Genomic DNA, 24,292 nt, shown 5'->3' with positions numbered 1-24,292 from the left:
TATCGTTTTCGGCTCAGGCTTCGTCGGTGTCGGCGAGGATCCAGTTCGGGTCGGACGCGCGGACGGTGCGAACGAACGTCCAGACGTCGTGGGTCTGCACCGCATCGCTGGTCGAACCCGCGACGACGTTGCCGTCGGCATCGCGCGTCACTGCGGCGATGTCGGCATCGAAGCGCACCGCGACGCGCGCTTCACCGTTCGCGACGCCCGCCGACACGATCGTCGCGCGCTCGATCGCGATCAGCCGGTTGTCGAGCACCTGCCCCTGTGCGTTGCGGGTCTCGATCGCCTCGGCGAAAGCGGCATGGACGTCGTCGCTTACCAGATCGCGCAGCGCCGCCTCGTCCCCCGCGCCAGAACGCCTCGAGGATCATGCGATAGGCCGACTTCGCGCCTTCCAGAAACCGCGTAACGTCGAACTGCGGCTCGGCGGAGACGATCGCACGCAGCCCGGGCTCGGACACGGCATCGAAGGGCCGCGTCGCGGGCTCGCGCATTTCGGCGGCGGGCTCGATCGCGCGCGGCACCGCCACCGATGCCACCCGCTCCTCGGCGGGCTTGGGCAGCGGCTGTTCATGGCCGGAGCGCTTGCCCAGAACCGAATAGAGTCGCAGCGCCAGAAAGCCGGCGACCATAGCGAGCAGGACAACGTAGAACACGGCAACTCCAGTAAGCTGGTGTGCGTACATAGGCGCGTGGGCACCGAACATCAAATCGCCCAACCCCGGCATTGTATCCACCCGGACCCGCATCCACGATTGTCACCATCGCGGGGCGCTGCTAACCGCCCGACACTTTCCCGCGCGGCGCCGCACCGGCGCGCGCCTGGCCTGACGATAGGGGTAGGACGATGGACGAATTCAACAATGCCGGTGGCGAACCGCTGGCCAACGGTGCCGACACGGCGCCGGCCGCGGGGCTGATCTCGCAATATGTGAAGGATCTGTCGTTCGAAAACCCGAACGCCCCGGCGATCTATCAGGAGCCGCAGGCGCCCGAGATCAACGTGCAGTTCGACATCGGCGCGGCGCAGGTCGCCGACGAAGTCCATGAAGTGACGCTGAAGATCGAGGTGCGCGCCACCACCGGCGGCAAGACCGCGTTCATCGCCGAACTGTCCTATGGCGGGCTGTTCGGGCTGCGCAACGTGCCGGCGGAACATGTCCAACCGTTCCTGCTGGGCGAAGGTCCGCGCCTGCTGTTCCCGTTCGCACGCCGCGTCGTCGCCGATGCGATCCGCGACGGCGGCTTCCCGCCGCTGCTGCTGGAGCCGATCGATTTCAACGCTTTGTTCCTGCAGCAGGCGCAGGCGCAGGGCGTGTCGTTCGGTGCCGAAGACGCAGGCCAGGCGTAAGCCGCGCGAGCGGGTGAGGATCGGCGGATGAACCTCGCCCGCGCCTTGGGCTCGATCGGCGGGCTCACGCTGGTCAGCCGCGTGCTGGCGCTGGGACGCGACCAGCTTCAAGCCGGCTATGTCGGGGCCAATTTCGCGTCGGACGCGTTTCTCGTCGCCTTCCGACTGCCCAATATGTTCCGCGCCCTCTTCGCAGAGGGTGCGTTCTCCGCCGCCTTCATCCCGCTGTTCAATCGCAAGGTCGAGGAAGGCGGTGGGACGGCGGCGGGGATCGACTTCGCCGAACGCGCGCTGGCGCTGCTTTTTCCGGTTTTGCTGGTGATGACGGCGCTGCTGCTTGCGGCAGCGTGGCCGCTGACGTTTGCCTTGTCGGGCGGATTTCAGCGCCAGCATCCCACGGCCGAGCAGTTTGCCTTCGCCGTTCAGCTGTCGCGTTTCACCATTCCGTACCTGATGCTGATCTCACTGGTGTCGTTGCTTGGCGGCATCCTGAACTCCCTGAACCGCTTCTGGGTCAATGCGGCGGCGCCGATCCTGCTTAACATCGCGATGGTCGGGGGACTGGTGTTCTTCCATGGCCACGATCCTTACGAAACGGCGCGCGTACAGGCGATGTCGGTGACGGTCGGGGGCGCGCTGCAACTCGCCTGGCTGTGGTGGGCGTGTCGGCAGGCCGGTGTCAGCCTGCGGTTGCGGATGCCGCGGATCGACGATGACGTCCGGCAGATGCTGCGCCTGATCGTGCCGGCGGCGACCGGGGCCGGCGCCGCGCAAATCAACCTTGCGATCTCCACGGCGCTGGCGGGCAAGTTCCTGTCAGCCGGGTCGATCTCGGCAATCTATTATGCCGATCGGCTCAACCAACTCCCGCTCGGGCTGATCGGCATCGGCTTGGGCACCGTGCTGCTGCCGGTGATTTCGCGCCTGTTGAGCAGCGGGCGCGACGTCGAGGCGATGGAGACGCAGAACCGCGGACTGGAACTGGCGCTGTTCCTCACACTGCCAGCGACCGCCGCCTTCGTCTTTGCCGGCGAGGCGATCATTCGCGGACTTTTCCAGCATGGCGCGTTCAGTGCCGATGATGCCGTGCGCGCAGGACAGGCGTTGTCAGCGTTTTCTTTGGGACTGCCGAGCTATGTGCTGGTCAAGGTCCTCACGCCCGGCTTCTACGCGCGCGCCGACACGAGGACGCCGGTGCGGCTCGCGCTGTATTCGGTGGCGATCAACCTCATCGGCAATCTGATCCTCATCCCGACCCTCGCCCATTGGGAGCTGGGGCAAATCGGGCCGCCGCTCGCCACCGCGCTCGCCTCCACGATCAACGTCGTGTCGCTCTATGTGGTGTTGGTGCGCCGCGGGCATTTTGCGCTCGATCCGCAGGTAAAGCGCAAGGTTCCGCGCCTTGCGCTTGCGGCATTGCTGATGGGCGGGGCGCTGCTGCTGGTGGCGCCGCTCGTCGCGCCCTATCTGACCGGCAGCTTCATCATGCGCGGCGTGGCGCTCACCGTCCTCGTCGGCGCGGGCGTCGCCATTTATGCGCTGGCGTGCGTCGTCACCGGCGCGTATCGCCTCGCCGATCTGAAAACCCTTCTTCGTCGCAGAGCCTCCACCTGATGACCAACATGCGCGTCCTTTCCGGTATCAAGCCGACCGGCAACCTCCACCTCGGCAATTATCTGGGCGCGGTGAAGCAGTGGGTGGCGATGCAGGACGACATCCAGGCGTCCGGCGGCGAGACGATGTACTTCATCGCCGACCTCCACGGCCTGACCGAGTTCATCGCGCCCGCCGAGATGACCGCCAACACCGTCGAGATGACCGCGACGCTGATCGCGGCGGGGATCGACCCGGCGCGCTCGATCGTGTTCAACCAGGCGCGCGTGCCCGCCCATGCCGAGCTGGCATGGCTGCTCAACAACGTCGCGCGGGTCGGCTGGCTGAACCGCATGACGCAGTTCAAGGACAAGGCGGGCAAGAACCGCGAGGGCGCCTCTGTCGGGCTGTACGATTATCCCGTGCTGATGGCGGCCGATGTGCTGCTCTACAACTCCACGCACGTACCGGTCGGCGAGGACCAGAAGCAGCATCTGGAGCTAACCCGCGACATCGCGACCAAGTTCAACACCGACTTCGGGGTCGAGCTGTTCACGCTGCCCGAACCGCTGGTCAGCAAGGCCGCGCCGCGGATCATGTCGCTGCGCGATGCGGGCGCGAAGATGTCCAAGTCGAACCCGTCCGAACAGTCGGTGGTGAAGCTGGTCGACAGCGACGAGGTGATCGCCGACAAATTCCGCAAGGCCAAGACCGACCCCGACCTGCTTCCCGCGAGCCTCGCCGAGCTGGAAGGGCGGCCGGAGGCGCGCAACTTGCTCACGATCTTCGCGGCATTGGCGGATCGTACCCCGGACGCGGTGCTGGCGGACTATGCCGGAAAGGGCTTCGGACAATTCAAGCCCGACCTCGCCGATCTGGCGGTCGCCAAGCTCGGGCCGATCCGTAACGAGATGCTGCGCCTGTTGAACGATCGTGGTGCGATCGACGCGATCCTGCGGAACGGCGCGGAACGGGCAGCGGCGTTGGCCGCCCCTACGCTGCGCCGCGCTCAGGAGGCGATGGGGCTATTGGTCTGACGCGATTGGCGCGTGACACCATGTTGCGCGCCAACAATCGGGGTTTTCCGCCAAGGCGCGATAGTCGGTCGGGCAGAAAAGCCCGAAAATCAGCGCCTTTTCGAATTTGGCATCGGCCTTGCAAATCGTTCCGCAACAACGGAGCGAGACATGACCGATACCATCACTGCCCCCGCCGCCCCCCGCGACAATTTGTTCGGCATCTGCGCCGCGCTGGGTGAGGATTTCGGCTTCAACCCGCTGTGGTTGCGGCTCGGCTTTGCCGTGGCGTTGCTCTTCTCGCTCGAGAAGGTGCTGTTGACCTATGCCGCGCTCGGCGTGCTGGTGCTGGTCAGCCGGTTGCTCTTCCCCAATCGCGCCCGTGCGACCGCGACCGAGGTGCCAGCGGCAGCGGCGAACGAGGTTGAGGACGAGGAATATCGGAAGGCGGCCTGATCGCCCGGCTGCTGCGGCGTCGCCGAAGACGCGGTGACAACCGCTGGATTGTTCTTCCGTCCTTGCGAGAATAGCGAAGCAACCCAGAGCCCGAACAAGACGCCCTGGATTGCTTCGCTACGCTCGGAATGAAGTTTCCGGATCAAGCCCGGACTGACGAGCTGCGTCAGGCTTCCAGCTGGCCCAGCAGCACATGGACCGCCTGATCGACGTCGCGATCGCTGTCGCGGAGTTCCTCGATCCGGCGCACCGCATGGATCACCGTCGAGTGATCGCGCCCACCGAACTTGCGGCCGATCTCGGGCAGCGACCGGGTCGTTAGGCGCTTGGCGAGGTACATCGCGATCTGGCGCGGCCGCGCCACCGCCCGCGCGCGGCGCGCCGAAAGCAGGTCGAGCGGCTTCAACTCGAAATGCTCGCACACCAGCTTCTGGATCTGGTCGATCGTGACGCGGCGTTGATGGCCGCGCAGCATGTCGCCGAGCGTCTGCGTCGCGAAGGCGAGATCGATCGGCTGCCCGGTCAGCATCGCATAGGCCGTGACGCGGGTCAGCGCGCCCTCCAGCTCGCGGATGCTCGACGTGATCCGCTCGGCCAGCAAGTCGAGCACCTCGGCGGGGACGCGAACGTCCGGCATCTCGGCAACCCGCCGCGCGAGCACGGCGCGGCGCAGCTCGGCGGACGACGGGCGGATGTCGACGACCAGCCCCGAACCAAGACGGCCGAGGATGCGGGGCTCGATCCCGTCGAGCGCCTGCGGCGCACGGTCGGCGGCGATTACCAACCGCTTGCCCGCCGCCATGATCTCGTTGACGGTGTGGAAGAATTCGTCCTGCGTCACGTCCTTGCCGGCGATGAACTGCAGATCGTCGATCAACAGCAGGTCGCAGCCGCGCAGCTTCGCCTTGAACGCGAACGTATCGCGCGCGCGCATCGCCGCGACGAATTCGAACATGAAGCGCTCGGCCGACATCAGCATCACGCGCGCCTGCGGATGATCCGCGAGGAAGCGATGCGCGATCGCGTTCATCAGGTGGGTCTTGCCCTGGCCGGTGCCGCCATGAAGGAACAGTGGGCTGAAGCGCACCTCACCGGGCGCTGCCAGCGCCTGTGCGGCGTTGAGCGCGACCATGTTCGACGCGTCGACCACGAAACGATCGAAGGTCAGCCGCGGATCGAGCGCCGGCCGCTCGACCGCCGCCGCGCCCGCTACCGGAGCAGCGGCGGGGGCCGGGGTCGCGACGACCGCCGGTGCCGCCAGCACCACGGGCGCTGCCGCACGCGCCACCGTGTCGATCATGACGCTGCGCACGCCCGGCAACACCGCCCGGAATTCATGGAGCAGGCGATCGGCGTAGTGGCTCTTCACCCAGTTGGTCGCAAATGCCGACGGCAGCGTCAGACGAACGTCGACCGTGTCCTCGTCCTCAGCCAGCGCGATCGGTGCGAGCCACTGGTCGAACACGCGCGCGCCGGCGGAACGACGCAGGTTGGCGCGGACCCGGGCCCATGCCCGCGCCAGCTCGCTCAACCCTTCGTCCATCCCACCCGACTGCGTCACGCACATCTCTCCCGTCGCCGCGAACACCGGTTTCGCGGAGCCATCGTCCAAAAAGTCAAACGTCCCCCTGCCCGCGGCCCCTAGCGCGTTGGCATCCGAACATTGTCCTTGTGCCACGCTGCACGGACGGCGGCGCGGTTCGAGAGGATTAGGAACAGGCGGGTGAGTCGATCAAGCCCGCGAACGGGTACGATTCCGAAATAAAGCGGATTGACTCGCCGTCAGCGGCACAAATGCGTCATATTTCTCATAAGTACATGATCTCGCGCGGTTTTCTGGCTGATCATCTTTGTGCAACGTCCGCGAATCGCGGGGATTCCAAGCGTTTCCAGACAGTGCCTGTTTGTTCCAACGCCGGATGAGCGCACACGCAAAAACGCCCGCCGGGATGGTCCCGACGGGCGTTCCGATACGCGATGAAACGCAGGCGTTACGCCAGCGCGGCAACCCGCTTGGTCAGGCGCGAGAACTTGCGCGACGCGGTGTTGCGGTGAAGGACGCCCTTCGCCACGCCGCGCTGCATCTCCGGCTGCGCCGCTGCCAGAGCGGTGGTCGCCGCGGCCTTGTCACCCGCTGCCAGCGCGGCCTCGACCTTCTTCACGAAGGTACGGATGCGACCGACACGGGCACCGTTGATTTCGGCCCGGCGCTGGTTGCGGCGGATGCGCTTCTTGGCTTGCGGCGTGTTCGCCATGAACGTCCTCTGATAAGTTTCGAATCGATGGAAAAAGGCGCTGGGTAAGCCCTGCACCCTCGTAAGGCGCGGCCCATAGCCCGCGCTCGCGTCAGCGTCAACTCCGCTGGCAGCGCGGACACCAGAAGGTGGAGCGTCCGCCCTCGGCGTAACGCTCCACCGTACCGCCACACGCGCACGGCGCGCCGGCCCGACCGTACACCGCGAATTGCTTCGAGAAATAGCCAAGCTCGCCGTCCGGCCGCGCATAGTCGCGCAGCGTCGATCCGCCCGCGTCGATCGCCGCCTCCAGCACCAGTTGCACGGCGGGGACCAATCGCGCGAGCGCCGGCGCGTCGAGCGACCCAGCGGGCGTATGCGGATCGATGCGCGCGTCGTACAACGCCTCGCAGACATAGATGTTGCCGAGCCCGGCGACGATCCGCTGGTCGAGCAGCGCGAGCTTGATCGACAGGCGCCGCCCGGCCAGCGCAAGCCGCAGATGCTCGGGCGTGAAATCCGCGCCAAGCGGCTCCGGGCCGAGCAGGCGGAACGCCGGAAAGTCCGCGACCTCGGCGGTCGGCACCAGATCGACCGAGCCGAAGCGCCGCGGATCGTTGAGCGCCAGCACGCGCCCCGCCTCGGTCGCGAGCACGAGATGGTCGTGCGGCAACAACTCGGTCGGATCGACGCGCCACCGTCCCGACATGCCGAGATGGAAGATCAGCGAGTCGTCGCGATCGGTGTCGATCACGCCATATTTGGCGCGCCGTCGCAGCCCGGTGACCCGCGCGCCGGTCAGCCGCTGACGCAGATCGGCGGGAAAGGCGCGGCGCAGATTGTCGCGACGCGGCTCGACACGGCTCAGCACCTGCCCGTCCAGCACCGGGCGCAGGCCCCGCACGGTGGTTTCAACCTCTGGCAATTCCGGCATGTCTGCCCTCTAGCCGCTCGCTGTCATGGCGGCTAGAGCGGCGCGCATGAGCGAAACCGTCTCCTTCGGCTACGAAGACGTCACCCCGACCGAAAAGACCGCCCGCGTGCGCGGGGTCTTCTCCAATGTCGCCAGCCGCTACGACCTGATGAACGACGCCATGTCCGGCGGTATGCACCGGCTGTGGAAGGACCGCTTCGTGCGGCGCGTGAAGCCGCGTGCGGGCGAGCAGATCCTCGACATGGCCGGCGGCACCGGCGACATCGCCTTCCGGCTGGCCGAAAGCGGCGCGTCGGTGACGGTCGCGGACATCAACCCGGAGATGCTGGAGGTCGGGATCGGCCGCGCGCAGCAACGCGGGATCGACGGGCTGGTGTGGACCGAGGCCAATGCCGAGACGCTGACCTTTCCGGACCGGTTCTTCGACGCCTACACGATCGCATTCGGCATTCGGAACGTGACCGACATCCCGAAGGCATTGCGCGAGGCGCATCGCGTGCTGCGACGCGGCGGGCGGTTCTTCTGCCTCGAATTCTCGACCAACGTCTGGCCGGGCTTTGCCGAGGTCTACGACGCCTATTCGCATCATCTGGTGCCGAAGCTGGGGCAGCTGCTGGCCAACGACGCCGACAGCTATCGCTATCTGATCGAGTCGATCCGCCGCTTCCCGGACATGCCGACGTTCGAGCGGATGGTGGGCGACGCCGGATTCGTCCAGACGAAGGTCGAGCCGATCATGGGTGGGCTGGTCGCGATCCATAGCGGCTGGAAGATTTGACCTCCTCGCTCGTCCACACCTGGCGGCTCCTGAAATGGGGCCGGACGTTGGCGCGCCATGGCGCGCTGCGCGGGCTGGAGCGCGATCTCAACACGCCGCCGCGGCTGCGCCGGCTGCTGCGCGTGGCGCGGCTTGGCGCGCGCGTACCCGAGGTGCCGCGCTACGCCGATGCGTTCGAGGCGCTGGGGCCGGCCGCGATCAAGTTCGGCCAGACGCTCGCCACCCGCCCCGATCTGGTCGGCGAGGCGGCGGCCGCCGATCTGCTGCGGTTGCAGGACGCGGTGCCGCCGGTCCCGTTCGCGACGATCGCGCAGACGATGCGCGGCAGCTTCGGGCGGCCGCTGGAGTCGCTGTTCAGCGAGATCGAGGAAGTGCCGGTCGGCGCGGCGTCGATCGCGCAGGTGCACCGTGCGGTCACCACCGACGGGCGGCGCGTCGCGGTCAAGGTGCTGCGCCCCGGCGTCGAGGAAGATTTCGCGCGCGCGATCGAGACCTACGAATGGGCCGCGGCGCAGATCGAACCGATGGGCGGCGAGATCGCCCGGCTCCAGCCACGCCTCGTCATCGAGACGTTCAAACGCTGGACCGCGCGCGAGCTGAATTTCACGCGCGAGGCGGCGTCGGCGTCGGAGCTGGCCGAGACGATGACCTCGGAGCCCAACTTCTTCGTTCCCGCGGTCGACTGGGCGCGCACCACCGGCAAGGTGCTAACGATCGAGTGGATCGACGGCATCAAGCTGTCGAACCGCAAGGCGCTGGTCGAGGCGGGCTATGACCTGCCCGAGCTGGCACGCGTGCTAGTCCACGCTTTTCTGCGGCAGGCGATCGCCGACGGTTTCTTCCATGCCGACATGCACCAGGGCAATCTGTTCGCACTGCAGGGCAATTGCGTCGCCGCGATCGACTTCGGGATCATGGGGCGGATCGATCGGCGCGCGCGCGTCTGGCTCGCCGAGATCCTTTATGGCCTGATCACGGGCAATTACCGACGCGTCGCCGAGATTCATTTCGAGGCGCAATATGTCCCCTCGCACCACAGCGTCGAGGAATTCGCGACCGCCTTGCGCGCGGTCGGCGAGCCGATGCGCGGGCTGCCGGTCAAGGACATGTCGATCGGGATGATGCTCGACGGGCTGTTCGGGATCACCCGCGACTTCGACATGGTGACGCAGCCGCACCTGTTGCTGCTTCAGAAGACGATGGTGATGGTCGAGGGGGTCGCCACCGGGCTCGACCCCGACATCAACCTCTGGGTGACCGCCGCGCCGCTGGTCGAGGACTGGATCCGCACCGAGCTGGGGCCGGAGGCGGCGATCGCCGACCGGTTGGTCGCGGATGTGCGGACGCTCGCGCGGCTGCCCGAGCTGGTGCGGCGGATCGAGGCGCGCTTCCCCGCCCCCGGCGGCGCCCCGCCGCGCCCGCCATTGCGCGAGATCGAGCGCGTCCGCGTCGGTGGCGGGTGGCGCTACGCGCTGGTCGGTACACTGGGCGTGCTGGCGGGTGTCGTGGGCATGATGCTGGCGGGCGGATGGTAGCCGCGCCGGGGCGACCCGGATCGGCCGCGCGCTGGCTGGTGACCCCCGACCGGCTGGTCGGGATCGGGCGCGTCCCGGCGCGCGCGACGCTGGCGGGGCTGCTGGTGACGGTGCTCGCTGCGGCACTGTTCCTTCCCAGCGCGGGCACGCCGCCTGAATTCCTGCATGATGCGATCGTCGCCACGCTGCGGCACGGCGGTGACTATTATGATGCGGCGCGCGATCTGCTCCGCACCGAGCCCGATGCCCGCGCGGCACGCGCGCTGCCGTCGACGCTCGCGGTGGTGGCGGCGGCACAACCGGTCTGGATGCTGACGGTACTGGCCGCTTCTGGGCTGACGATGTTGCTGTGGATCGGCGGGTTGCGGCTGGGCGCGTTGCTGGCGCGCAGCGCGGGGGCGCTGTTGATTGTCAGCCTGCTCGGCTTCGGGATCGTCGCGACGGCCGCCTTGTGGCTGGCCGCGCCGCATGCTGCTGCGGCGGCGTTGCTCTCCGCGATCGCGTTGGTGACGCGGGCGCGCGGACGGGTGACCAGCGCGGTGGCGGTGGCGAGCGCGGCGGCGCTGATCGACCCGGCGGCGCTGGTGACGCTCGCCGCCATGGGCGCGATCGCGCTGCTCGACGGCGATCGGCGCGAACCGCTGCTGTGGCTAGGCGGGTTCGGCGTTGCGGCGCTCGCCTTCGTGCTGCATCTTCATACGCTCGGCACGACACCGCCACCGGCGGTGCCGCTGGTGCCCGGTGGCGCGCTGGCGCGGCTGATCGGCGCGGCCTTCCCCGATGTGCCGGCGGCGATCGCGGCGCCGTTGCTGGTGCTCGCCGGCTTCGGCTGGGCGACCGTGGCCGATCCACTCGGGCTGCGCGTGCTCGCCCTGTTGATCACGGGCGTCGCCCTCGATGGCGTGCTAGGGTGGCGGTCGGCGACACTGGCGATCGCGCTGGTCGCCCCCGGTCTGGCGCTCGCCCCCGCCGCGCTCGCCACGCTGGGGCGGGCCGCGCTCGACCGGCGACGCATAACGGTGACGAGAGTAACGCGATGAGCCGAATCCTGTTGATCGTCGGTGGCGGGATCGCCGCTTACAAGGCGTGCGAGCTGATCAGGGCACTGCGCGGCGCGGGCCATGAGGTGCGCTGCGTGTTGACCGATGGCGGCGCGCATTTCGTCACCGCGATGACGCTGGCGGCGCTCAGCGAGAACAAGATTCACACCACGTTGTGGGACCTGAAGGACGAGGCCGAGATGGGCCACATCCGGTTGAGCCGCGAGGCCGATCTGGTCGTCGTCTGTCCCGCGACCGCCGATCTGATCGCACGGATGGCCGCGGGGCTCGCCGACGATCTCGCGACCACGTTGCTGCTCGCCACCGACAAGCCGGTGCTGGTCGCACCGGCGATGAACGTCCGCATGTGGCTGCATCCGGCGACGCAGCGCAACGTCGCGCAACTGCGCAGCGACGGCGTGACGGTGATCGACCCCGACGAGGGCGCGATGGCGTGCGGCGAGTTCGGCCCGGGCCGTCTGCCGGAAATACCGGCGATCGTCGCGAGAATCACCGCGGCGCTCGCCCCGGCGCTACGCTCGCTCGAGGGACGCCATGTCGTCGTCACCGCCGGGCCGACGCATGAGCCGATCGACCCGGTGCGCTACATCGCCAACCGCTCGTCAGGCAAACAGGGCTTTGCGATTGCGGCGGCCTTGGCGCGGCGCGGTGCGCGCGTCACGCTGATCGCCGGCCCCGTCGACCTGCCTACGCCTGCGAACGTCGCGCGCTTTGATGTTGAAACAGCGTCGGAAATGGCAAGGGCGGTGGAGGAAGCGCTTCCCGCCGACGCGGCGGTGATGGTGGCCGCGGTCGCCGACTGGCGCGCGGAGGACGTTGCCGCGCAGAAGCTCAAGAAAGGCGACGACGCGCCCGCCCCGCTGCGGCTCGCGCGCAACGTGGACATTCTCGCCACGCTGGCGCATGATCCGCGTCGGCCGCGATTGCTGATCGGGTTCGCGGCCGAAACCGAGCAGGTGCTCGACCATGCGCAGGCCAAGCGGCGGCGCAAGGGTGCCGACTGGATCGTCGCCAACGACGTATCCGGCGATGTCATGGGTGGCGAGTCCAACACCGTCCACCTCGTCACCGCCGACGGCATCGAAAGTTGGGAGCACCTTCCAAAAATCGCCGTAGCTGAACGACTTGCCGACAGGATTGCCGATGCGCTCTGAACCGATCAGGATGGCGCTGCGCCGCTTGCCGCATGGCGAGGGGTTGCCGCTTCCCGCCTACGCCACGACCGGTGCGGCAGGCATGGACGTGGTCGCGGCGGAGGATGTGACGCTGGACCCCGGCGCGAGGGCTGCGGTCGCGACCGGGTTTGCGATCGCGATCCCGACGGGTTTCGAGGTGCAGGTGCGACCGCGGTCGGGGCTCGCGCTGAGACACGGCGTCACCTGTCTCAACACACCGGGCACGATCGACGCGGATTATCGCGGCGAAATCAAGGTGATCCTTGCCAATCTTGGCACCGAACCTTTCGAAGTGCGACGCGGCGAACGAATCGCGCAACTCGTTCCGGCCGTGGTCACCGCGGCTGCGATGATCGAGGTCGAAACGCTCGACGAAACCGATCGCGGAAGCGGCGGGTTCGGGTCGACCGGACGATGATACTCGCCGCGCTCCTGCTGCTCGGACAGGCGCCGTCGCTCAATCCGCCGACCGATTGGGCACCGCTGCCGCGCTTGCAGCTCGGCCTCGCCGCCGCGCCGCCAGCGCAGCTTACGGACTTCGTCCGTCGCGAGGTGGCGGCGGAGCGTTGCGTGCTTTCGTCCGAAGAACGGATGCTCGATCTGGTCGTGCTCGTCACCCAGGCCGGGCAGGTGCGGCGGATCGTTCCGCGCGCGATCGGGTGCCCCTCGGTCGAGCAGTTCGCCGCCGGGATCGTGCTGCGCGCCGCGCGCGACAAGACGCGGCCGATCGCTACCGACACCTGGTACGTCACGACCGTCGCGCTGACGCCGCCGTGACGCTCGGCCCCGACGAACTCACCCGTTACGCGCGGCATATCGTGCTGCAGGAGATCGGGGGCAGCGGGCAGCTGCGCCTTGCGCGCGCGCATGTGCTGGTGATCGGCGCGGGTGGGATCGGGTCGCCGGTGATCCAGTATCTCGCGGCGGCGGGTATCGGTCGGCTGACGATCGTCGACGACGATCGGGTCGATCTCAGCAATCTTCAGCGCCAGACCTTGTTCACGACCGCCGATGTCGGCCGTCCGAAAGCCGAACTGGCGGCGGAAGCGGTCGCGCGGCTCAATCCGCACGTCAGCGCGCGCGCAGTCGTTGCCCGGGTCGATGCGGCGAACGTCGGCGCGTTGCTGGAAGAGTCACCTTCGGTGATCGTCGACGGCTGCGACAATTTCGACACAAGGTTGCTGGTGGCCGACGCGGCGCTGGCGCGGCGCATTCCGCTGGTGTCGGCGGCCGTGGGGCGATTCGAGGGGCAGCTCGGCGTCTATCGCGGCTGGGAGGCGGACAAGCCCTGCTACCGATGCTTCGTCGGCGACGCACCGGCGCGCGATGCGCTGACCTGCGCCGAGGAAGGCGTGCTCGGCCCGGTGACCGGGATCGTCGGCAGCATGGCCGCACTGGAGGCGATCCGCCAGATCGCGCCGTTCGGCGACGACAGCGCCGGGCGACTGATGCTGCTCGACTTTCTGTCGCTGCGTTTCCGCACGCTGGCGCTGCCGCCCGATCCCGCGTGCCGCGCGTGCGGCGCGACACGCGGGTAAGGATCAGCCGAGCCGCGCTTCCGCGAAGGCGCGCACCGCCGGACCGATGTCGCCACGCGCCATCGCTAGCGCGAGATTGGCGGTGACGAAGCCGGTCTTGTCGCCGCAGTCGAACCGCTCGCCGTTGAACGTGAATCCGTGGAACGGCTGCTGCCCGATCAGCTTGGCCATCGCGTCGGTCAGCTGGATTTCGCCGCCGGCGCCCTTTTCCTTCGCGTCGAGAATCTTCATCACCTCGGGCTGGAGGATGTAGCGGCCCGGGATCATCAGGTTCGACGGGGCGCTGCCCTTGGCGGGCTTCTCGACCAGGGCGGTCACCTCGGTCAGCGCACCGTCGCGCGCGCCCGGCGAGATGATGCCGTATTTGTCGGTCTCTTCGGGAGCGACCTCAAGCGCGCCGATCACGTTGCCGCCGACCTTGTCATAGGCCTGCACCATCTGCGCCATGAAGTTCGGCGTGCCGACCATCAGCTCGTCGGGGAGCAGCACCGCGAACGGCTCGTCGCCGACGATGTCGCGCGCACACCATACCGCGTGGCCGAGTCCGAGCGGCTCCTGCTGGCGGACATAGACCGGCGAGCCGGGCTGCTGACGGATGTTCTCGATCACCGACAGGCTCTTGCCGCGCGCCCGCATCGTCGTTTCGAGTTCGAACGAGATGTCGAAATGATCCTCCAGCGCGCCCTTGCCACGGCCGGTGACGAAGATGATCTGCTCGATCCCCGCCTCCAGCGCTTCCTCGACCGCGTATTGGATCAGCGGCTTGTCGACGACCGTCAGCATTTCCTTCGGCATCGCCTTGGTGGCGGGCAGGAAACGGGTGCCGAGCCCCGCCACGGGGAAAATCGCCTTGCGTACCGGCTTGATGGTCATTCGGTCCTCCTGTTGGCGCCGGCTCTCTACCGGGGGGCGGGCGGGATCGCAATTCGTTAGCGTAACGGTTCGCGTCCCGCGCGGCAGGTGGGGCCATGCTTGCGATGACGGGTCGATCGGCCTAAGCACCCGCTCCATTCCGACATCGCTGGTCTTTGCGTTCTCCATGCTCAAGAAGCTGCTTCGTTCGTCCCGTGTCGCCGCCACACCCGCCTTCGCGCCGGCGCCGGGCAGCCGCATCTATGCCATCGGCGACATCCATGGGTGCCGCGACGAGCTGGAGCGGTTGCTGGTAATGATCGACGCCGACGATGCGGCGCGAGGAACCGCCGAGACGACGTTGATCTTCTTGGGCGACCTGGTCGATCGTGGTCCCGATTCGGCGGGCGTGGTCGCGCGTTTGATGGCCTTGGCGCAGGAGCGGCCGCGGGTACGCTTCCTGAAAGGCAATCACGAGGAGTTGTTCCTGCACGCACTGGGCGGCGCGAAGGACGCGTTGCGCATGTTCTGCCGCGTCGGCGGCAAGGAGACGGTGCTCAGCTATGGGGTCGGGCGCGCGGAATATGATTCGCTCGACTATCCGCAGCTCGCCGGGCGGATGGAGGAACTGGTCCCGCCCGCGCACCGTGCCTTTCTGGAAAGCTTCGAGGATATGATCGTCTCGGGCGATTATGCCTTCGTCCATGCCGGCGTGCGGCCCGACGTCCCGCTCGACGAGCAGAAGCCGAGCGACCTGCGTTGGATTCGCGACAGTTTCCTCGAATATCGCGGCGCTTATCCGAAGATGATCGTCCACGGGCACACCATCACCCCGGAAGTCGATCGTCGCGCCAACCGCATCGGCGTGGATACGGGCGCCTATGCGTCGGGCAAGCTGACCGCGCTGGGCATCGAGGATCGTGAAACATGGATCCTGAACACATGATGCACCGCGGCAATCCGCGCTTGCAATTTCCAACCGCGCAGCTATGAGATGCCCTGCACGCAAAGGGAGTTCATCATGCGTATTGCGAAGTACATGCTCGCTGCTGCTGCCGCCACGATGGCGGTCGCTCCGGCGATGGCTGCGCCCGCCAACTCGGCGGCGAGCCTGTCGGTCGCCAAGTCGGTTCGCGCTTCGGCCCCGTCGGCCAAGAAGAACGAGCTGGCCGGTGGTGGCGTGATCGTTGCGGTTCTGGCGGCTGCGGCCGTTGTGGCCGGCATCGTCGTCGTCGCTGACGAAGACGACAGCTCGGACAGCAACTAAGCTGACCTACCTCCTTCGGGGGTAAGGAATAGCGGCCTTCGGGCCGCTATTTTTTTGTCTGTGGCTTGGTGGGTGTCGTCTTGGGCTCAGCCTGCGGGCTGCCCGATGGCCCGAGAGACGCAGCCGGCCCGGATCAAGTCCGCAGACGTGTCAGTTAAATGCGCCCTCCAAGGGCTACAGAACGACAGATCGCCCTTGTACGGTTCCGCCCCCCTCATCGTCGCCCCGGACCCTTCGACAGGCTCAGGAGAGCCTTGATCCGGGGCCCCGCTTCTTTTCAGCGGCAGCGAAGAAGGAAGAAGCGGGATCCCGGATCAAGTCCGGGATGACGAATTGGGCGGTGGTCGTAGAGTGTCGAGCCGGGCGGGCGCGGGTGCTTCTGGGCGCTATCGGCTTTACGTCGTTGCGAGCGCAGCGACGCAACCCAGTGACGCATCAGGACGCCCTGAATTGCGTCGCCGCGCTGGCAATGACGGAAGCGCGGGCCGCGCCTCTCGCGCAAAGCCCGCCGCAATCGATCACGCCGCCGCGAACATCTCCGGCGGCAGCGCCATGATCGCCTCGGCACCGCCCTCGATCTGACGGCGCAACGCGCCCGCCTCGGGCAGCACCCGCTCGGCGAAGTAGCGCGCGGTGACCAGCTTGGCGTCGAGGAACGCGGCATCGCCCTGCCCCTCTTCCTTCAGCTTCGCCGCCGCGGTCGCCATGCGCAGCCACATCAGCCCGGTCGCGACCGCGCCGACCAGGTGCATGTACGGCACCGCGCCCGCGCCAACGTTGTTCGGGTCCTTCATGCCATTGGCGAGGAACCACATCGTCGCCGCCTGCAACTCGCCCGCCGCCTTCTCCAGCCGCTGTGCGAGATCGGCAACCGCGGGGTTGTTCTTGCCCGCGGCGATCTCCTCCATCACCAGCCGCCCGAACGCCTGCACCGCCCGGCCGCCGTTCTGGGCGAGCTTGCGCCCGACGAGGTCCATCGCCTGCACGCCGTTGGTGCCTTCGTAGATCATCGCGATCCGCGCATCGCGGACGTATTGCTCCATCCCCCATTCGCGGATGTAGCCGTGCCCGCCATAGACCTGCTGCGCGTTGGTCGCGATCTGATAGCCGCGATCGGTGCCGACGCCCTTGATGACCGGGGTGAGCAGGCCGAGCAAATCGCCCGCCAGCTGACGATCCTCCTCGGCATCGGCATTATGCTCGAGATCGGCCTGGAGCGCGCCCCACAGGCACAGCGCGCGCAGCCCCTCCGTCCACGCCTTGGCGTCCATCAGCATCCGGCGGACATCGGGGTGAACGAACAGGGTGTCGGCCTTCTCGCCCGGCTCGGCCGGACCGGTGAGCGCGCGGCCCTGACGGCGATCCTGCGCATATTGCACCGCGTTCTGGTAAGCGGTCTCGGCGACGCCGAGGCCCTGCAAGCCGACACCGAGCCGCGCCGCGTTCATCATGATGAACATCGCGGCGAGACCCTTCATCTCCTCGCCGACCAGCCAGCCGGTCGCCCCGTCATAGTTCATGACGCAGGTCGAATTGCCATGGATGCCCATCTTGTGCTCGATCGAACCGCACGACACCGCGTTGCGCTCGCCCAGCGATCCGTCATCGTTGACCAGCACCTTGGGCACCACGAACAGCGAAATGCCCTTCGAACTGTCCGGCGCGCCCGGCGTCTTGGCGAGCACGAGGTGGATGATGTTGTCGGTCAGGTCGTGCTCACCCGCCGAGATGAAGATCTTGGTGCCGGTGATGCTGTAGCTGCCATCGGCCTGCGGCTCCGCACGGGTGCGGATCAGCCCCAGATCGGTGCCGCATTGCGGCTCGGTCAGGTTCATCGTCCCGCCCCATTCGCCCGACACCATGCGCGGCAGATACTTCTGCTGCTGCTCGGGGCTGCCCTTCACGACCAGCGCTGCGATCGCGCCGTGCGCGAGGCCGGGATACATGGCGAAGGCCATGTTGGCGGAGATCATATATTCCTGAAACGCGGTCGAGACGACATGCGGCATCCCCTGCCCGCCGAACGCCTCCGGCGCGCTGAGCGTGCCCCAGCCCGATTCGACGAACCGCGCATAGGCTTCCTTGAAGCCCTTCGGCGTCGTCACGCTGCCGTCCTCGTGCCGCGTGCAGCCTTCCTGATCGCCCGACTGGTTGAGCGGGAACAGCACCTCGGCGACGAACCGCCCGCCTTCCTCCAGCACCGCGTCCACCGTGTCGGGGGTGGCGGCGGCGAAGCCGGGCACGTTGGCATAGCGATCGAGCCCGACGACATGTTCGAGCACGAAGCGGGTGTCGCGGATCGGCGGCGTATACTGCGGCATCGTCTCACTCTTTCTTTTTTGGGCCACCGTCGAGCACGCCGACGAATTCGGTCAGCTCGTTGATGGCCGCGTCGAGATCGTGCTTCTGCTGCTCCAGCGCCGCGATCCGGTCGCGACAGCGCTGGATCGCCACCGCACGCTGCGTCTGACGACCGTCACCCAGATCGTAGAGGTCGATCATCTCGCGGATGTCGGCGAGGCTGAACCCGACGCGCTTGCCGCGCAGGATCCACGCCAGCCGCGCCCGATCGCGGTGCGAGTAGATGCGGACCAGTCCACGCCGCTCGGGCGCGATCAGCCCTTCGTCCTCGTAGAAACGCAGCGCGCGCGGGGTAACCCCGAACTCCGCCGACAGATCGGTGATCGTGAAGCTCTCGCGGTCAGGCCGCGGGGAAACAACGGCATAGGCAGCAGAAGCGCTCATAGAGCTGGACATACCTTCCCTTTACGTGAACGTCAATCGGCGCAAAGCAACTTACCGTCCGCCCCGCGCAACCGCGTCGCCTCGCCGCTCGCTTCGCTCAACCGGTCCAGCGCGAGCGCGTCGAGCGTCGCGCGGCCCTGACACGATCGCGCGCACGCAGCCGGGGTGCGGACGGGGAAGAGCAGTCGGTCACCGTCCCGCCTGGCGAGAAAGTTACAGCCCTGCCCCAGATCGACCGTGAGGTCCCCGCGCCCCTGCGCGGTGCCATGCGCAATGCAACGCTGCCCCTCGCCGAAGTCGACGCTCACGCCGATCCGATGACGCGGCGCCGCGCCGGTCAGGCACAGCCGGTCCTCGCCCGCGGCATAGACGCCGGTGGCGTCCGCAACGTCGCTGACGATCCCGGCGCTCCGGGCCGCCGCCTCCAGCGCGCGTCCGGCGGTATCATCCTCGCGCGCATCGGGCGTCGGCGAACAGGCGGCCAACAGCAACGCCAACGCCGCCGCGCCGCGAATCATCCGCCCACGGGCTCCAGCCCCGAATCGGTCAGCCGGCGATAGAAGCAGCTCGGCGCCCCGGTGTGGCACGCCGGCCCGGCCGGGTCGGCGACGATCCACAACGCGTCCTGATCGCAATCGACCCGCATCTCGACCACCCGCAACACGTTGCCGGAGGTTTCGCCCTTTTTCCAGAGGCGCCCGCGGCTACGCGAGAAGAAGGTCGCCTCCCCGCTCGCGCGCGTCGCCTCGATCGCCGCGGCGTTCATGTGCGCCACCATCAGCACCCCGCCGGTCGCGCGGTCGGTCACCACCGCGGTCAGCAGCCCGGCGGCATCGAACTTGGGCAGGAAATCGCTGCCAATTTCTCGTGGATCGGTCATGTCCGACAAGGCGTAGAACAGCGAAGGGTGGCCCACAACGCGCGATATCGCCGATCGCTCCCGCGCGCTTGATGACATTTGCGCGACGGTCGCTATATGCGGCCCCGCACAACGCGAGCCTCCCACCGCTTATGCTGACCACACATCCGTTCGACGACGACCATCTGCATGAGGAATGCGGCATCTTCGGTGCTTCCGGCTCGGAGGGCGCGGCCGCGCTCGTCGCGCTCGGCCTCCATGCGCTCCAGCATCGCGGCCAGGAAGCCGCGGGCATCACCAGCTTCGACGGCCATGTCTTCCACACCCATCGCGCGATGGGGCATGTCGCCGGCAATTTCGATCGTGACGACATCATCCGCTCGCTCGCCGGCGACGTGGCCTGCGGGCACGTCCGCTATTCGACCACCGGCGAGACCGCGCTCCGCAACGTCCAGCCGCTGTACGCCGAACTGCAATCGGGCGGGTTCGCGATCGCGCATAACGGCAACATCTCCAATGCGATGCGGCTGCGGCGCGAGCTGGTGCGGCGCGGTTCGATCTTCCAGTCGACCTCCGATACCGAGACGATCATCCACCTCGTCGCGACCAGCCAGTATCGCACGTTGCTCGACAAGTTCATCGACGCGCTGAAGCAGGTCGAGGGCGCCTATGCGCTGATCGTGATGACCCCGGACGGGATGATCGCGTGCCGCGATCCGCTCGGTATCCGGCCGCTGGTGATGGGCAAGCTGGGCGAGACCTATATTTTCGCCAGCGAGACGGTGGCGCTCGACGTCGTCGGCGCGACGTTCGAACGCTCGATCGAGCCGGGCGAGCTGGTGATCGTCCAGAACGGCGAACTGCGCTCGATCCGCCCGTTCGAGCAGGTCGCGGCGCGGCCGTGCATCTTCGAATGGGTCTATTTCTCGCGCCCTGATTCGATCGTCGACGATCATTCGATCTATTCGGTGCGCAAGAATATCGGTGCGCAGCTCGCGATCGAGGCACCGGTCGATGCCGATCTGGTCATCCCGGTGCCCGATTCGGGTGTCCCGGCGGCGATCGGTTACGCGCAGGAATCGGGGATCCCGTTCGAGCTTGGCATCATCCGCTCGCATTATGTCGGGCGCACCTTCATCCAACCCGGCGACAAGGTCCGGCATCTCGGCGTCAAGCTGAAGCACAACGCCAATCGCGCGCTGATCCAGGGCAAGAAGGTCGTGCTGATCGACGATTCGATCGTGCGCGGCACCACCTCGCTCAAGATCGTGCAGATGATGCGCGAGGCGGGCGCGGCGGAGGTCCACATGCGGATCGCCTCGCCGCCGACGCGGCACAGCTGCTTCTACGGCGTCGACACGCCCGAGCGTGCCAAGCTGCTGGCGGCGAAGCTGGATCTGGGCGGGATGACCGACTTCATCCATGCCGACAGTCTGGCGTTCGTTTCGATCGACGGACTGTACAAGGCGCTCGGCGAGGCGCAGCGGGCCGGCGGGCGACCGCGGTATTGCGACGCCTGCTTCACCGGCGACTATCCGACGACGTTGACCGATCACGACGAATCGAGCGCGGTCGATCAGTTGGCGATGCTCGACGAGCGGGTGAACTGACGCGCATGGCAAAGCCGCTACAGGACAAGCTCGCGCTGGTGACCGGCGCCAGCCGCGGGATCGGCGCGGCCACGGCGATCGCGCTGGCCGCCGAGGGGGCGCATGTCGTGCTGACCGCGCGGACGGCGAAGGGCCTGGAGGAGTTCGAGCAGACGATCTTCGACGCGGGCGGATCGGCGACGATCGCACCACTCGATCTGGCGCAGAGCGACTCGATCGCCCGGCTGGCGACCGCGATCGGCGAGCGCTGGCAGGCGCTGGACGTGATGGTCCTCAACGCCGGAATGCTGGGATCGTTGGCGGCGGTGCCGGCGATCGACGCCAAGGAACTGGCGCAGGTGCTGACGCTCAACGTCTCGGCGCAGGTGGCGTTGATCCAGGCGTTCGATCCGATGCTGCGTCGTTCCGCCGGGGCACGCGTAATCGGCGTTACGTCGTCGGTTGGGCGCACGCCGCGCGCTTATTGGGGCGCTTATGGTGCATCAAAAGCGGCGTTCGAGACGCTGCTGGAGGCTTATGGCGACGAAACGGTCGAGGTGAGCAAGATCCGCGTGGCGGTGCTCGATCCGGGTGCGACGCGCACGAAGATGCGCGCGCGTGCCTATCCGGGTGAGGATCCCGCATCGGTGAAGCCGCCGGAGGTGGTCGCCGCGCGGATTGCGGCGCTGGCGATCGAGGGATTCCCGGCGAACCATCGCGAGCGGGTGGGGTAAGATCTACCCCGCCTTGACCAGCGTCACCTGCATCACGTCGATCCCGGCGCCGCGGAAGCCGCCTTCGCAATACATCAGGTAATAGCGCCACAGTTGCTGGAAGCGCGCGTCGAAACGCGCCGGCAAGCGGCCCTCCACCGCGGCGCGATCGAAGCGGCGGCGCCAGTCCAGCAAGGTTTCGGCGTAGTCGATTCCGAAACGGTGCTCGTCCCGCCATGCCAGCCCGTGCGCCTCGGCCAATGCGCGGAAACGACTGGCGGACAGCAGCGAGCCTCCCGGGAAGACGTAGCGCTGGATGAAATCGGCGCTGCCGTTGTACGCGTCCCAAATGTCGTCGGCGATTGTGATGAATTGCAGCGCCGCGCGACCGCCCGGCTTCAGCACGCGTGCGATCGTCGCCAGATAGGCGGGCCAATATTCGGGGCCGACCGCCTCGACCATCTCGATGCTGGCGACCGCATCATAGGTGCCCGACACGTCGCGATAGTCGGTCAGACCGACCGTGACGCCCGGCAGCCGCTGCGCCAGTACATGATCGCGTTGCTCGGTCGACAGCGTCAGCCCGTGCACCGCGACACCGGCGCGCGCCGCGGTGGCCGCGAACGAGCCCCAGCCGCAGCCGATCTCCAGGATGCGCTGTCCCGCGACCGTCTCCGTGCGCGCGAGGATCGCGTCGAGCTTGCGCTGCTGCGCCGTCTCCAGCGGCGCGCCCTCCACGACGCCCAGCGCGCTCGAATAGGTGAGCGTCGCGTCGAGCCATTCGCGGTAGAAATCATTCCCCAGATCGTAGTGCGCAGCGATGTTGCGGCGCGCGCCGCCGCGATCGTTGCGCCGCAACCGATGCCCCAGCCACACCGCCAGCCGCGCGACATGCTTCGCGCGAGCGACATTGCCGAGCGCGGCGCGGTTGCGGACGAACAGATCGAAGACCGGCACCGGATCGGAGCTGCTCCAGTCGCCGGCCGCCCAGCCCTCGTACCAGCCGATCGACCCGGCCGTGACGAGTCGGCGCAGCGCCCGCCAGCGCACCAGCCGCACCACCGCGACCGGCCCCGGGGCATGGCCGCCGAGCAGACGCTGCGTCCCATCGGGCAAGTGCGCCTCGATCGCGCCGGCTAGCAATCCGCGGTCGATCCGATCGAGGACACGATGCCACAGCGGCGCGAACAGCCGCGCACGGCCTCGGGCAGGTGAAAGATGAGAGGTGGCCGCGTCCATGGCGGACGCGCCCTATCGCACCTTCTTGCCGGCCGCCAGCGCGCGTTCGCGTGCCTCGCGATGGCCGATCAGCTTCGCCGGATAGGCGTCCGGTCGACAGCCGGCCGCGTCGGGATCGTGGATCGCGGCATCGGGCACGTCCTTCAGCTCGGGCACCCATTCGCGGATATAGTCGCCGGCGTCGAACTTCTCGGACTGGGTCAGCGGGGCCATGATCCGGCCGAACATATTGGCGTCGATCCCGGTGCCGGCGACCCATTGCCAGTTGACGGCATTGTTGCCGTAGTCGGCATCGACCAGACAATCCCAGAACCAGCGTTCGCCCTCGCGCCAGTCGATCAGCAGATGCTTGATGAGGAACGAGGCCGTGATCATCCGCACGCGATTGTGCATCCAGCCGCTCTGCCAAAGCTGCCGCATCCCGGCATCGACGATCGGATAGCCGGTGCGCCCGCGCTGCCATGCGCGCAGGTCGGCCAGGGCCGCCTTGCCGGTGCGCCACGGCAGTCGGTCGAAGGCGTCGCGGCCGTTCTTGTCGCCATAATCGGGCGAGGCGAGCACGACGCCATCGGTGAAGTCGCGCCATGCCAGTTCCTTGCGGAAGGTGACGTCGTGTGCGTCGCTGGCGTGCCAGACGGCGCGCGGCGACACTTCGCCGAAATGCAGGTGCGGCGACAGCCGCGACGTGCCTTCCTCCGCCGGCAGGTTGCGACGATCGTCATAGCCATCGAGGTCGAGGTCGGCGATCTTGCGACGCGCCTCGTCCTCGCCCGGCGTCCAGTCGAACCCGCCCGACCAGTCGGGCTTGGTCGGCAGCAGCTGCCAGTCGGCGAGCGTATCGCTCTTCGGCCAGCGTTTGGGGGCGGGGATCTCGTCCGGCGCTGCCAGCGGTTTCTCCGGGGGCAGATGCTCCTGCAAGCCCCTCCAGAACGCCGAATAGATGCGGAACTGCCCGCCCGACCCGGTCGTCACCTGCTCGGGCGGGGCGAGATGATTGCCGTCGTGAAGTCTCAGACGCTCGCCGAGCGCGCCCTCGGCCTTGCGCCACCAGGGTTCGTAGTGGCGGATCGCGTGGATCGCCTCCACTCCGACCTCGTCGGCCAGTTCGTTCAGGATCGCGACGGCGTCGCCGCGGCGCAGGATCAGGCGGCTGCCATGCTCCCGCAGCGCCTTGTCGAGCGCGGCGAGGCTGTGGTGGAGCCACCAGCGCTGCGCCCCGCCGATCCGCCAGTGACCCGGCGCCTCGTCATCGAGGACATAGATCGGGATCACCGCGCCCTGCTGCACGGCGGCGACGAGCGCCGGTTGATCGTGAAGGCGCAGGTCCTGCCGCAGCCAGAGCAAGGTGGTCATC

General features: G+C 67.8%; 25 protein-coding genes and 1 pseudogene. 15 read left to right on the top strand and 11 right to left on the bottom strand.

The window, feature by feature from the left end:
* Positions 1-13 precede the first annotated feature (13 nt).
* Positions 14-659 (bottom strand): annotated as a pseudogene (locus PGN16_RS04800) (Tim44/TimA family putative adaptor protein).
* A 191-nt stretch (positions 660-850) separates the two neighbouring features.
* Between PGN16_RS04800 and secB the strand changes: the two are divergent.
* From secB to PGN16_RS04780, 4 genes are all read left to right on the top strand, one after another.
* Positions 851-1,354 carry a protein-export chaperone SecB gene (secB, locus tag PGN16_RS04795; protein WP_335308250.1) on the top strand — a complete coding sequence of 168 codons (504 nt, stop codon included), beginning with the start codon at positions 851-853 and terminating at the stop codon, positions 1,352-1,354.
* 27 nt (positions 1,355-1,381) lie between these two features.
* On the top strand, positions 1,382-2,968 hold the full coding sequence (gene murJ, locus PGN16_RS04790) for a murein biosynthesis integral membrane protein MurJ (RefSeq protein WP_335308249.1): 1,587 nt from the start codon (positions 1,382-1,384) through the stop codon (positions 2,966-2,968).
* A gap of 8 nt (positions 2,969-2,976) precedes the next feature.
* Positions 2,977-3,984 carry a tryptophan--tRNA ligase gene (trpS, locus tag PGN16_RS04785; protein WP_335308389.1) on the top strand — a complete coding sequence of 336 codons (1,008 nt, stop codon included), beginning with the start codon at positions 2,977-2,979 and terminating at the stop codon, positions 3,982-3,984.
* 150 nt (positions 3,985-4,134) lie between these two features.
* Positions 4,135-4,419 (top strand): PspC domain-containing protein, encoded by a 285-nt coding sequence (locus PGN16_RS04780; protein ID WP_335308248.1) that lies wholly within the window; start codon positions 4,135-4,137, stop codon positions 4,417-4,419.
* A gap of 166 nt (positions 4,420-4,585) precedes the next feature.
* Here the strand turns inward: PGN16_RS04780 and dnaA are convergent, their stop codons facing one another.
* From dnaA to mutM, 3 genes are all read right to left on the bottom strand, one after another.
* A complete protein-coding gene (gene dnaA / locus PGN16_RS04775; protein WP_335308388.1) occupies positions 4,586-5,986 on the bottom strand; it encodes a chromosomal replication initiator protein DnaA in 1,401 nt (466 codons plus the stop codon).
* Between the two features lie 424 nt (positions 5,987-6,410).
* Complete coding sequence (gene rpsT / locus PGN16_RS04770; RefSeq protein WP_335308247.1) at positions 6,411-6,674, bottom strand: 30S ribosomal protein S20; 264 nt, start codon at positions 6,672-6,674, stop codon at positions 6,411-6,413.
* 97 nt (positions 6,675-6,771) lie between these two features.
* On the bottom strand, positions 6,772-7,587 hold the full coding sequence (gene mutM, locus PGN16_RS04765; protein WP_335308246.1) for a bifunctional DNA-formamidopyrimidine glycosylase/DNA-(apurinic or apyrimidinic site) lyase: 816 nt from the start codon (positions 7,585-7,587) through the stop codon (positions 6,772-6,774).
* A gap of 46 nt (positions 7,588-7,633) precedes the next feature.
* Between mutM and PGN16_RS04760 the strand changes: the two genes are divergently transcribed.
* Genes PGN16_RS04760 through PGN16_RS04730 form a run of 7 tightly spaced genes read left to right on the top strand, consistent with a single transcriptional unit; the run spans position 7,634 to position 13,674 of the window.
* Complete coding sequence (locus PGN16_RS04760) at positions 7,634-8,365, top strand: class I SAM-dependent methyltransferase (protein ID WP_335308245.1); 732 nt, start codon at positions 7,634-7,636, stop codon at positions 8,363-8,365.
* The gene (gene ubiB / locus PGN16_RS04755; protein WP_335308244.1) at positions 8,362-9,900 is read left to right on the top strand and encodes a 2-polyprenylphenol 6-hydroxylase; all 1,539 of its coding nucleotides are present in this window, start codon (positions 8,362-8,364) and stop codon (positions 9,898-9,900) included. Before PGN16_RS04760 ends, ubiB begins: the two co-directional genes overlap by 4 nt.
* Positions 9,894-10,940 (top strand): hypothetical protein, encoded by a 1,047-nt coding sequence (locus tag PGN16_RS04750; protein WP_335308243.1) that lies wholly within the window; start codon positions 9,894-9,896, stop codon positions 10,938-10,940. The genes ubiB and PGN16_RS04750 overlap by 7 nt, the downstream gene beginning before the upstream one ends.
* The gene (gene coaBC / locus PGN16_RS04745) at positions 10,937-12,115 is read left to right on the top strand and encodes a bifunctional phosphopantothenoylcysteine decarboxylase/phosphopantothenate--cysteine ligase CoaBC (RefSeq protein WP_335308242.1); all 1,179 of its coding nucleotides are present in this window, start codon (positions 10,937-10,939) and stop codon (positions 12,113-12,115) included. The genes PGN16_RS04750 and coaBC overlap by 4 nt, the downstream gene beginning before the upstream one ends.
* Positions 12,105-12,554, top strand: coding sequence for a dUTP diphosphatase (gene dut, locus PGN16_RS04740; RefSeq protein ID WP_335308241.1), 450 nt, complete (start codon positions 12,105-12,107; stop codon positions 12,552-12,554). Before coaBC ends, dut begins: the two co-directional genes overlap by 11 nt.
* Positions 12,551-12,913 carry a hypothetical protein gene (locus tag PGN16_RS04735; RefSeq protein ID WP_335308240.1) on the top strand — a complete coding sequence of 121 codons (363 nt, stop codon included), beginning with the start codon at positions 12,551-12,553 and terminating at the stop codon, positions 12,911-12,913. The genes dut and PGN16_RS04735 overlap by 4 nt, the downstream gene beginning before the upstream one ends.
* Positions 12,910-13,674, top strand: coding sequence for a HesA/MoeB/ThiF family protein (locus tag PGN16_RS04730; RefSeq protein WP_335308239.1), 765 nt, complete (start codon positions 12,910-12,912; stop codon positions 13,672-13,674). Before PGN16_RS04735 ends, PGN16_RS04730 begins: the two co-directional genes overlap by 4 nt.
* A gap of 3 nt (positions 13,675-13,677) precedes the next feature.
* Here the strand turns inward: PGN16_RS04730 and galU are convergent, their stop codons facing one another.
* The gene (gene galU, locus PGN16_RS04725) at positions 13,678-14,547 is read right to left on the bottom strand and encodes a UTP--glucose-1-phosphate uridylyltransferase GalU (RefSeq protein ID WP_028965926.1); all 870 of its coding nucleotides are present in this window, start codon (positions 14,545-14,547) and stop codon (positions 13,678-13,680) included.
* A gap of 166 nt (positions 14,548-14,713) precedes the next feature.
* On the opposite strand from galU, the gene PGN16_RS04720 reads away from it, so the two are divergent.
* A complete protein-coding gene (locus PGN16_RS04720; protein WP_335308238.1) occupies positions 14,714-15,472 on the top strand; it encodes a metallophosphoesterase family protein in 759 nt (252 codons plus the stop codon).
* A 75-nt stretch (positions 15,473-15,547) separates the two neighbouring features.
* A complete protein-coding gene (locus PGN16_RS04715) occupies positions 15,548-15,793 on the top strand; it encodes a hypothetical protein (protein WP_037489251.1) in 246 nt (81 codons plus the stop codon).
* 518 nt (positions 15,794-16,311) lie between these two features.
* Here the strand turns inward: PGN16_RS04715 and PGN16_RS04710 are convergent.
* The 4 genes from PGN16_RS04710 to hisI are packed head-to-tail and all read right to left on the bottom strand — an operon-like array spanning position 16,312 to position 19,418.
* The gene (locus PGN16_RS04710; RefSeq protein ID WP_335308237.1) at positions 16,312-18,114 is read right to left on the bottom strand and encodes an acyl-CoA dehydrogenase C-terminal domain-containing protein; all 1,803 of its coding nucleotides are present in this window, start codon (positions 18,112-18,114) and stop codon (positions 16,312-16,314) included.
* A gap of 4 nt (positions 18,115-18,118) precedes the next feature.
* Complete coding sequence (locus PGN16_RS04705) at positions 18,119-18,538, bottom strand: MerR family transcriptional regulator (RefSeq protein ID WP_335308236.1); 420 nt, start codon at positions 18,536-18,538, stop codon at positions 18,119-18,121.
* A gap of 32 nt (positions 18,539-18,570) precedes the next feature.
* Entirely contained in the window at positions 18,571-19,056 is a 486-nt protein-coding gene (locus PGN16_RS04700; protein ID WP_335308235.1) for a hypothetical protein, read from the bottom strand.
* On the bottom strand, positions 19,053-19,418 hold the full coding sequence (hisI, locus tag PGN16_RS04695; protein WP_335308234.1) for a phosphoribosyl-AMP cyclohydrolase: 366 nt from the start codon (positions 19,416-19,418) through the stop codon (positions 19,053-19,055). Before hisI ends, PGN16_RS04700 begins: the two co-directional genes overlap by 4 nt.
* Before the next feature lie 131 nt (positions 19,419-19,549).
* Between hisI and purF the strand changes: the two genes are divergently transcribed.
* A complete protein-coding gene (gene purF, locus PGN16_RS04690) occupies positions 19,550-21,007 on the top strand; it encodes an amidophosphoribosyltransferase (protein WP_335308233.1) in 1,458 nt (485 codons plus the stop codon).
* Positions 21,008-21,012: 5 nt separating this feature from the next.
* Complete coding sequence (locus PGN16_RS04685; protein WP_335308232.1) at positions 21,013-21,720, top strand: SDR family NAD(P)-dependent oxidoreductase; 708 nt, start codon at positions 21,013-21,015, stop codon at positions 21,718-21,720.
* A gap of 3 nt (positions 21,721-21,723) precedes the next feature.
* Here the strand turns inward: PGN16_RS04685 and PGN16_RS04680 are convergent, their stop codons facing one another.
* Both PGN16_RS04680 and PGN16_RS04675 read right to left on the bottom strand, forming a co-directional pair.
* Complete coding sequence (locus PGN16_RS04680) at positions 21,724-22,938, bottom strand: cyclopropane-fatty-acyl-phospholipid synthase family protein (protein ID WP_335308231.1); 1,215 nt, start codon at positions 22,936-22,938, stop codon at positions 21,724-21,726.
* A gap of 12 nt (positions 22,939-22,950) precedes the next feature.
* Positions 22,951-24,291: a cryptochrome/photolyase family protein gene (locus tag PGN16_RS04675; protein ID WP_335308230.1), complete on the bottom strand. Its 1,341-nt coding sequence runs from the start codon at positions 24,289-24,291 to the stop codon at positions 22,951-22,953.
* Position 24,292: the final 1 nt, after the last annotated feature.

The sequence above is a fragment of the Sphingomonas phyllosphaerae genome, assembly GCF_036946485.1.
GTDB classification, from domain to species: domain Bacteria; phylum Pseudomonadota; class Alphaproteobacteria; order Sphingomonadales; family Sphingomonadaceae; genus Sphingomonas; species Sphingomonas phyllosphaerae_E.
This window is presented reverse-complemented; position numbering and strand designations above follow the sequence as displayed.

Coding starts and splice junctions, on each gene's coding strand:
- mutM (WP_335308246.1), bottom strand. CDS start 7,587: ATGCCGGAATTGCCAGAGGTTGAAACCACCGTGCGGGGCCTGCGCCCG.
- purF (WP_335308233.1), top strand. CDS start 19,550: ATGCTGACCACACATCCGTTCGACGACGACCATCTGCATGAGGAATGC.
- dut (WP_335308241.1), top strand. CDS start 12,105: ATGCGCTCTGAACCGATCAGGATGGCGCTGCGCCGCTTGCCGCATGGC.
- secB (WP_335308250.1), top strand. CDS start 851: ATGGACGAATTCAACAATGCCGGTGGCGAACCGCTGGCCAACGGTGCC.
- murJ (WP_335308249.1), top strand. CDS start 1,382: ATGAACCTCGCCCGCGCCTTGGGCTCGATCGGCGGGCTCACGCTGGTC.
- dnaA (WP_335308388.1), bottom strand. CDS start 5,986: ATGTGCGTGACGCAGTCGGGTGGGATGGACGAAGGGTTGAGCGAGCTG.
- PGN16_RS04685 (WP_335308232.1), top strand. CDS start 21,013: ATGGCAAAGCCGCTACAGGACAAGCTCGCGCTGGTGACCGGCGCCAGC.
- PGN16_RS04750 (WP_335308243.1), top strand. CDS start 9,894: ATGGTAGCCGCGCCGGGGCGACCCGGATCGGCCGCGCGCTGGCTGGTG.
- galU (WP_028965926.1), bottom strand. CDS start 14,547: ATGACCATCAAGCCGGTACGCAAGGCGATTTTCCCCGTGGCGGGGCTC.
- PGN16_RS04735 (WP_335308240.1), top strand. CDS start 12,551: ATGATACTCGCCGCGCTCCTGCTGCTCGGACAGGCGCCGTCGCTCAAT.
- PGN16_RS04705 (WP_335308236.1), bottom strand. CDS start 18,538: ATGAGCGCTTCTGCTGCCTATGCCGTTGTTTCCCCGCGGCCTGACCGC.
- PGN16_RS04675 (WP_335308230.1), bottom strand. CDS start 24,291: ATGACCACCTTGCTCTGGCTGCGGCAGGACCTGCGCCTTCACGATCAA.
- coaBC (WP_335308242.1), top strand. CDS start 10,937: ATGAGCCGAATCCTGTTGATCGTCGGTGGCGGGATCGCCGCTTACAAG.
- PGN16_RS04715 (WP_037489251.1), top strand. CDS start 15,548: ATGCGTATTGCGAAGTACATGCTCGCTGCTGCTGCCGCCACGATGGCG.
- PGN16_RS04760 (WP_335308245.1), top strand. CDS start 7,634: ATGAGCGAAACCGTCTCCTTCGGCTACGAAGACGTCACCCCGACCGAA.
- trpS (WP_335308389.1), top strand. CDS start 2,977: ATGCGCGTCCTTTCCGGTATCAAGCCGACCGGCAACCTCCACCTCGGC.
- PGN16_RS04710 (WP_335308237.1), bottom strand. CDS start 18,114: ATGCCGCAGTATACGCCGCCGATCCGCGACACCCGCTTCGTGCTCGAA.
- rpsT (WP_335308247.1), bottom strand. CDS start 6,674: ATGGCGAACACGCCGCAAGCCAAGAAGCGCATCCGCCGCAACCAGCGC.
- PGN16_RS04720 (WP_335308238.1), top strand. CDS start 14,714: ATGCTCAAGAAGCTGCTTCGTTCGTCCCGTGTCGCCGCCACACCCGCC.
- hisI (WP_335308234.1), bottom strand. CDS start 19,418: ATGACCGATCCACGAGAAATTGGCAGCGATTTCCTGCCCAAGTTCGAT.
- PGN16_RS04700 (WP_335308235.1), bottom strand. CDS start 19,056: ATGATTCGCGGCGCGGCGGCGTTGGCGTTGCTGTTGGCCGCCTGTTCG.
- PGN16_RS04780 (WP_335308248.1), top strand. CDS start 4,135: ATGACCGATACCATCACTGCCCCCGCCGCCCCCCGCGACAATTTGTTC.
- PGN16_RS04680 (WP_335308231.1), bottom strand. CDS start 22,938: ATGGACGCGGCCACCTCTCATCTTTCACCTGCCCGAGGCCGTGCGCGG.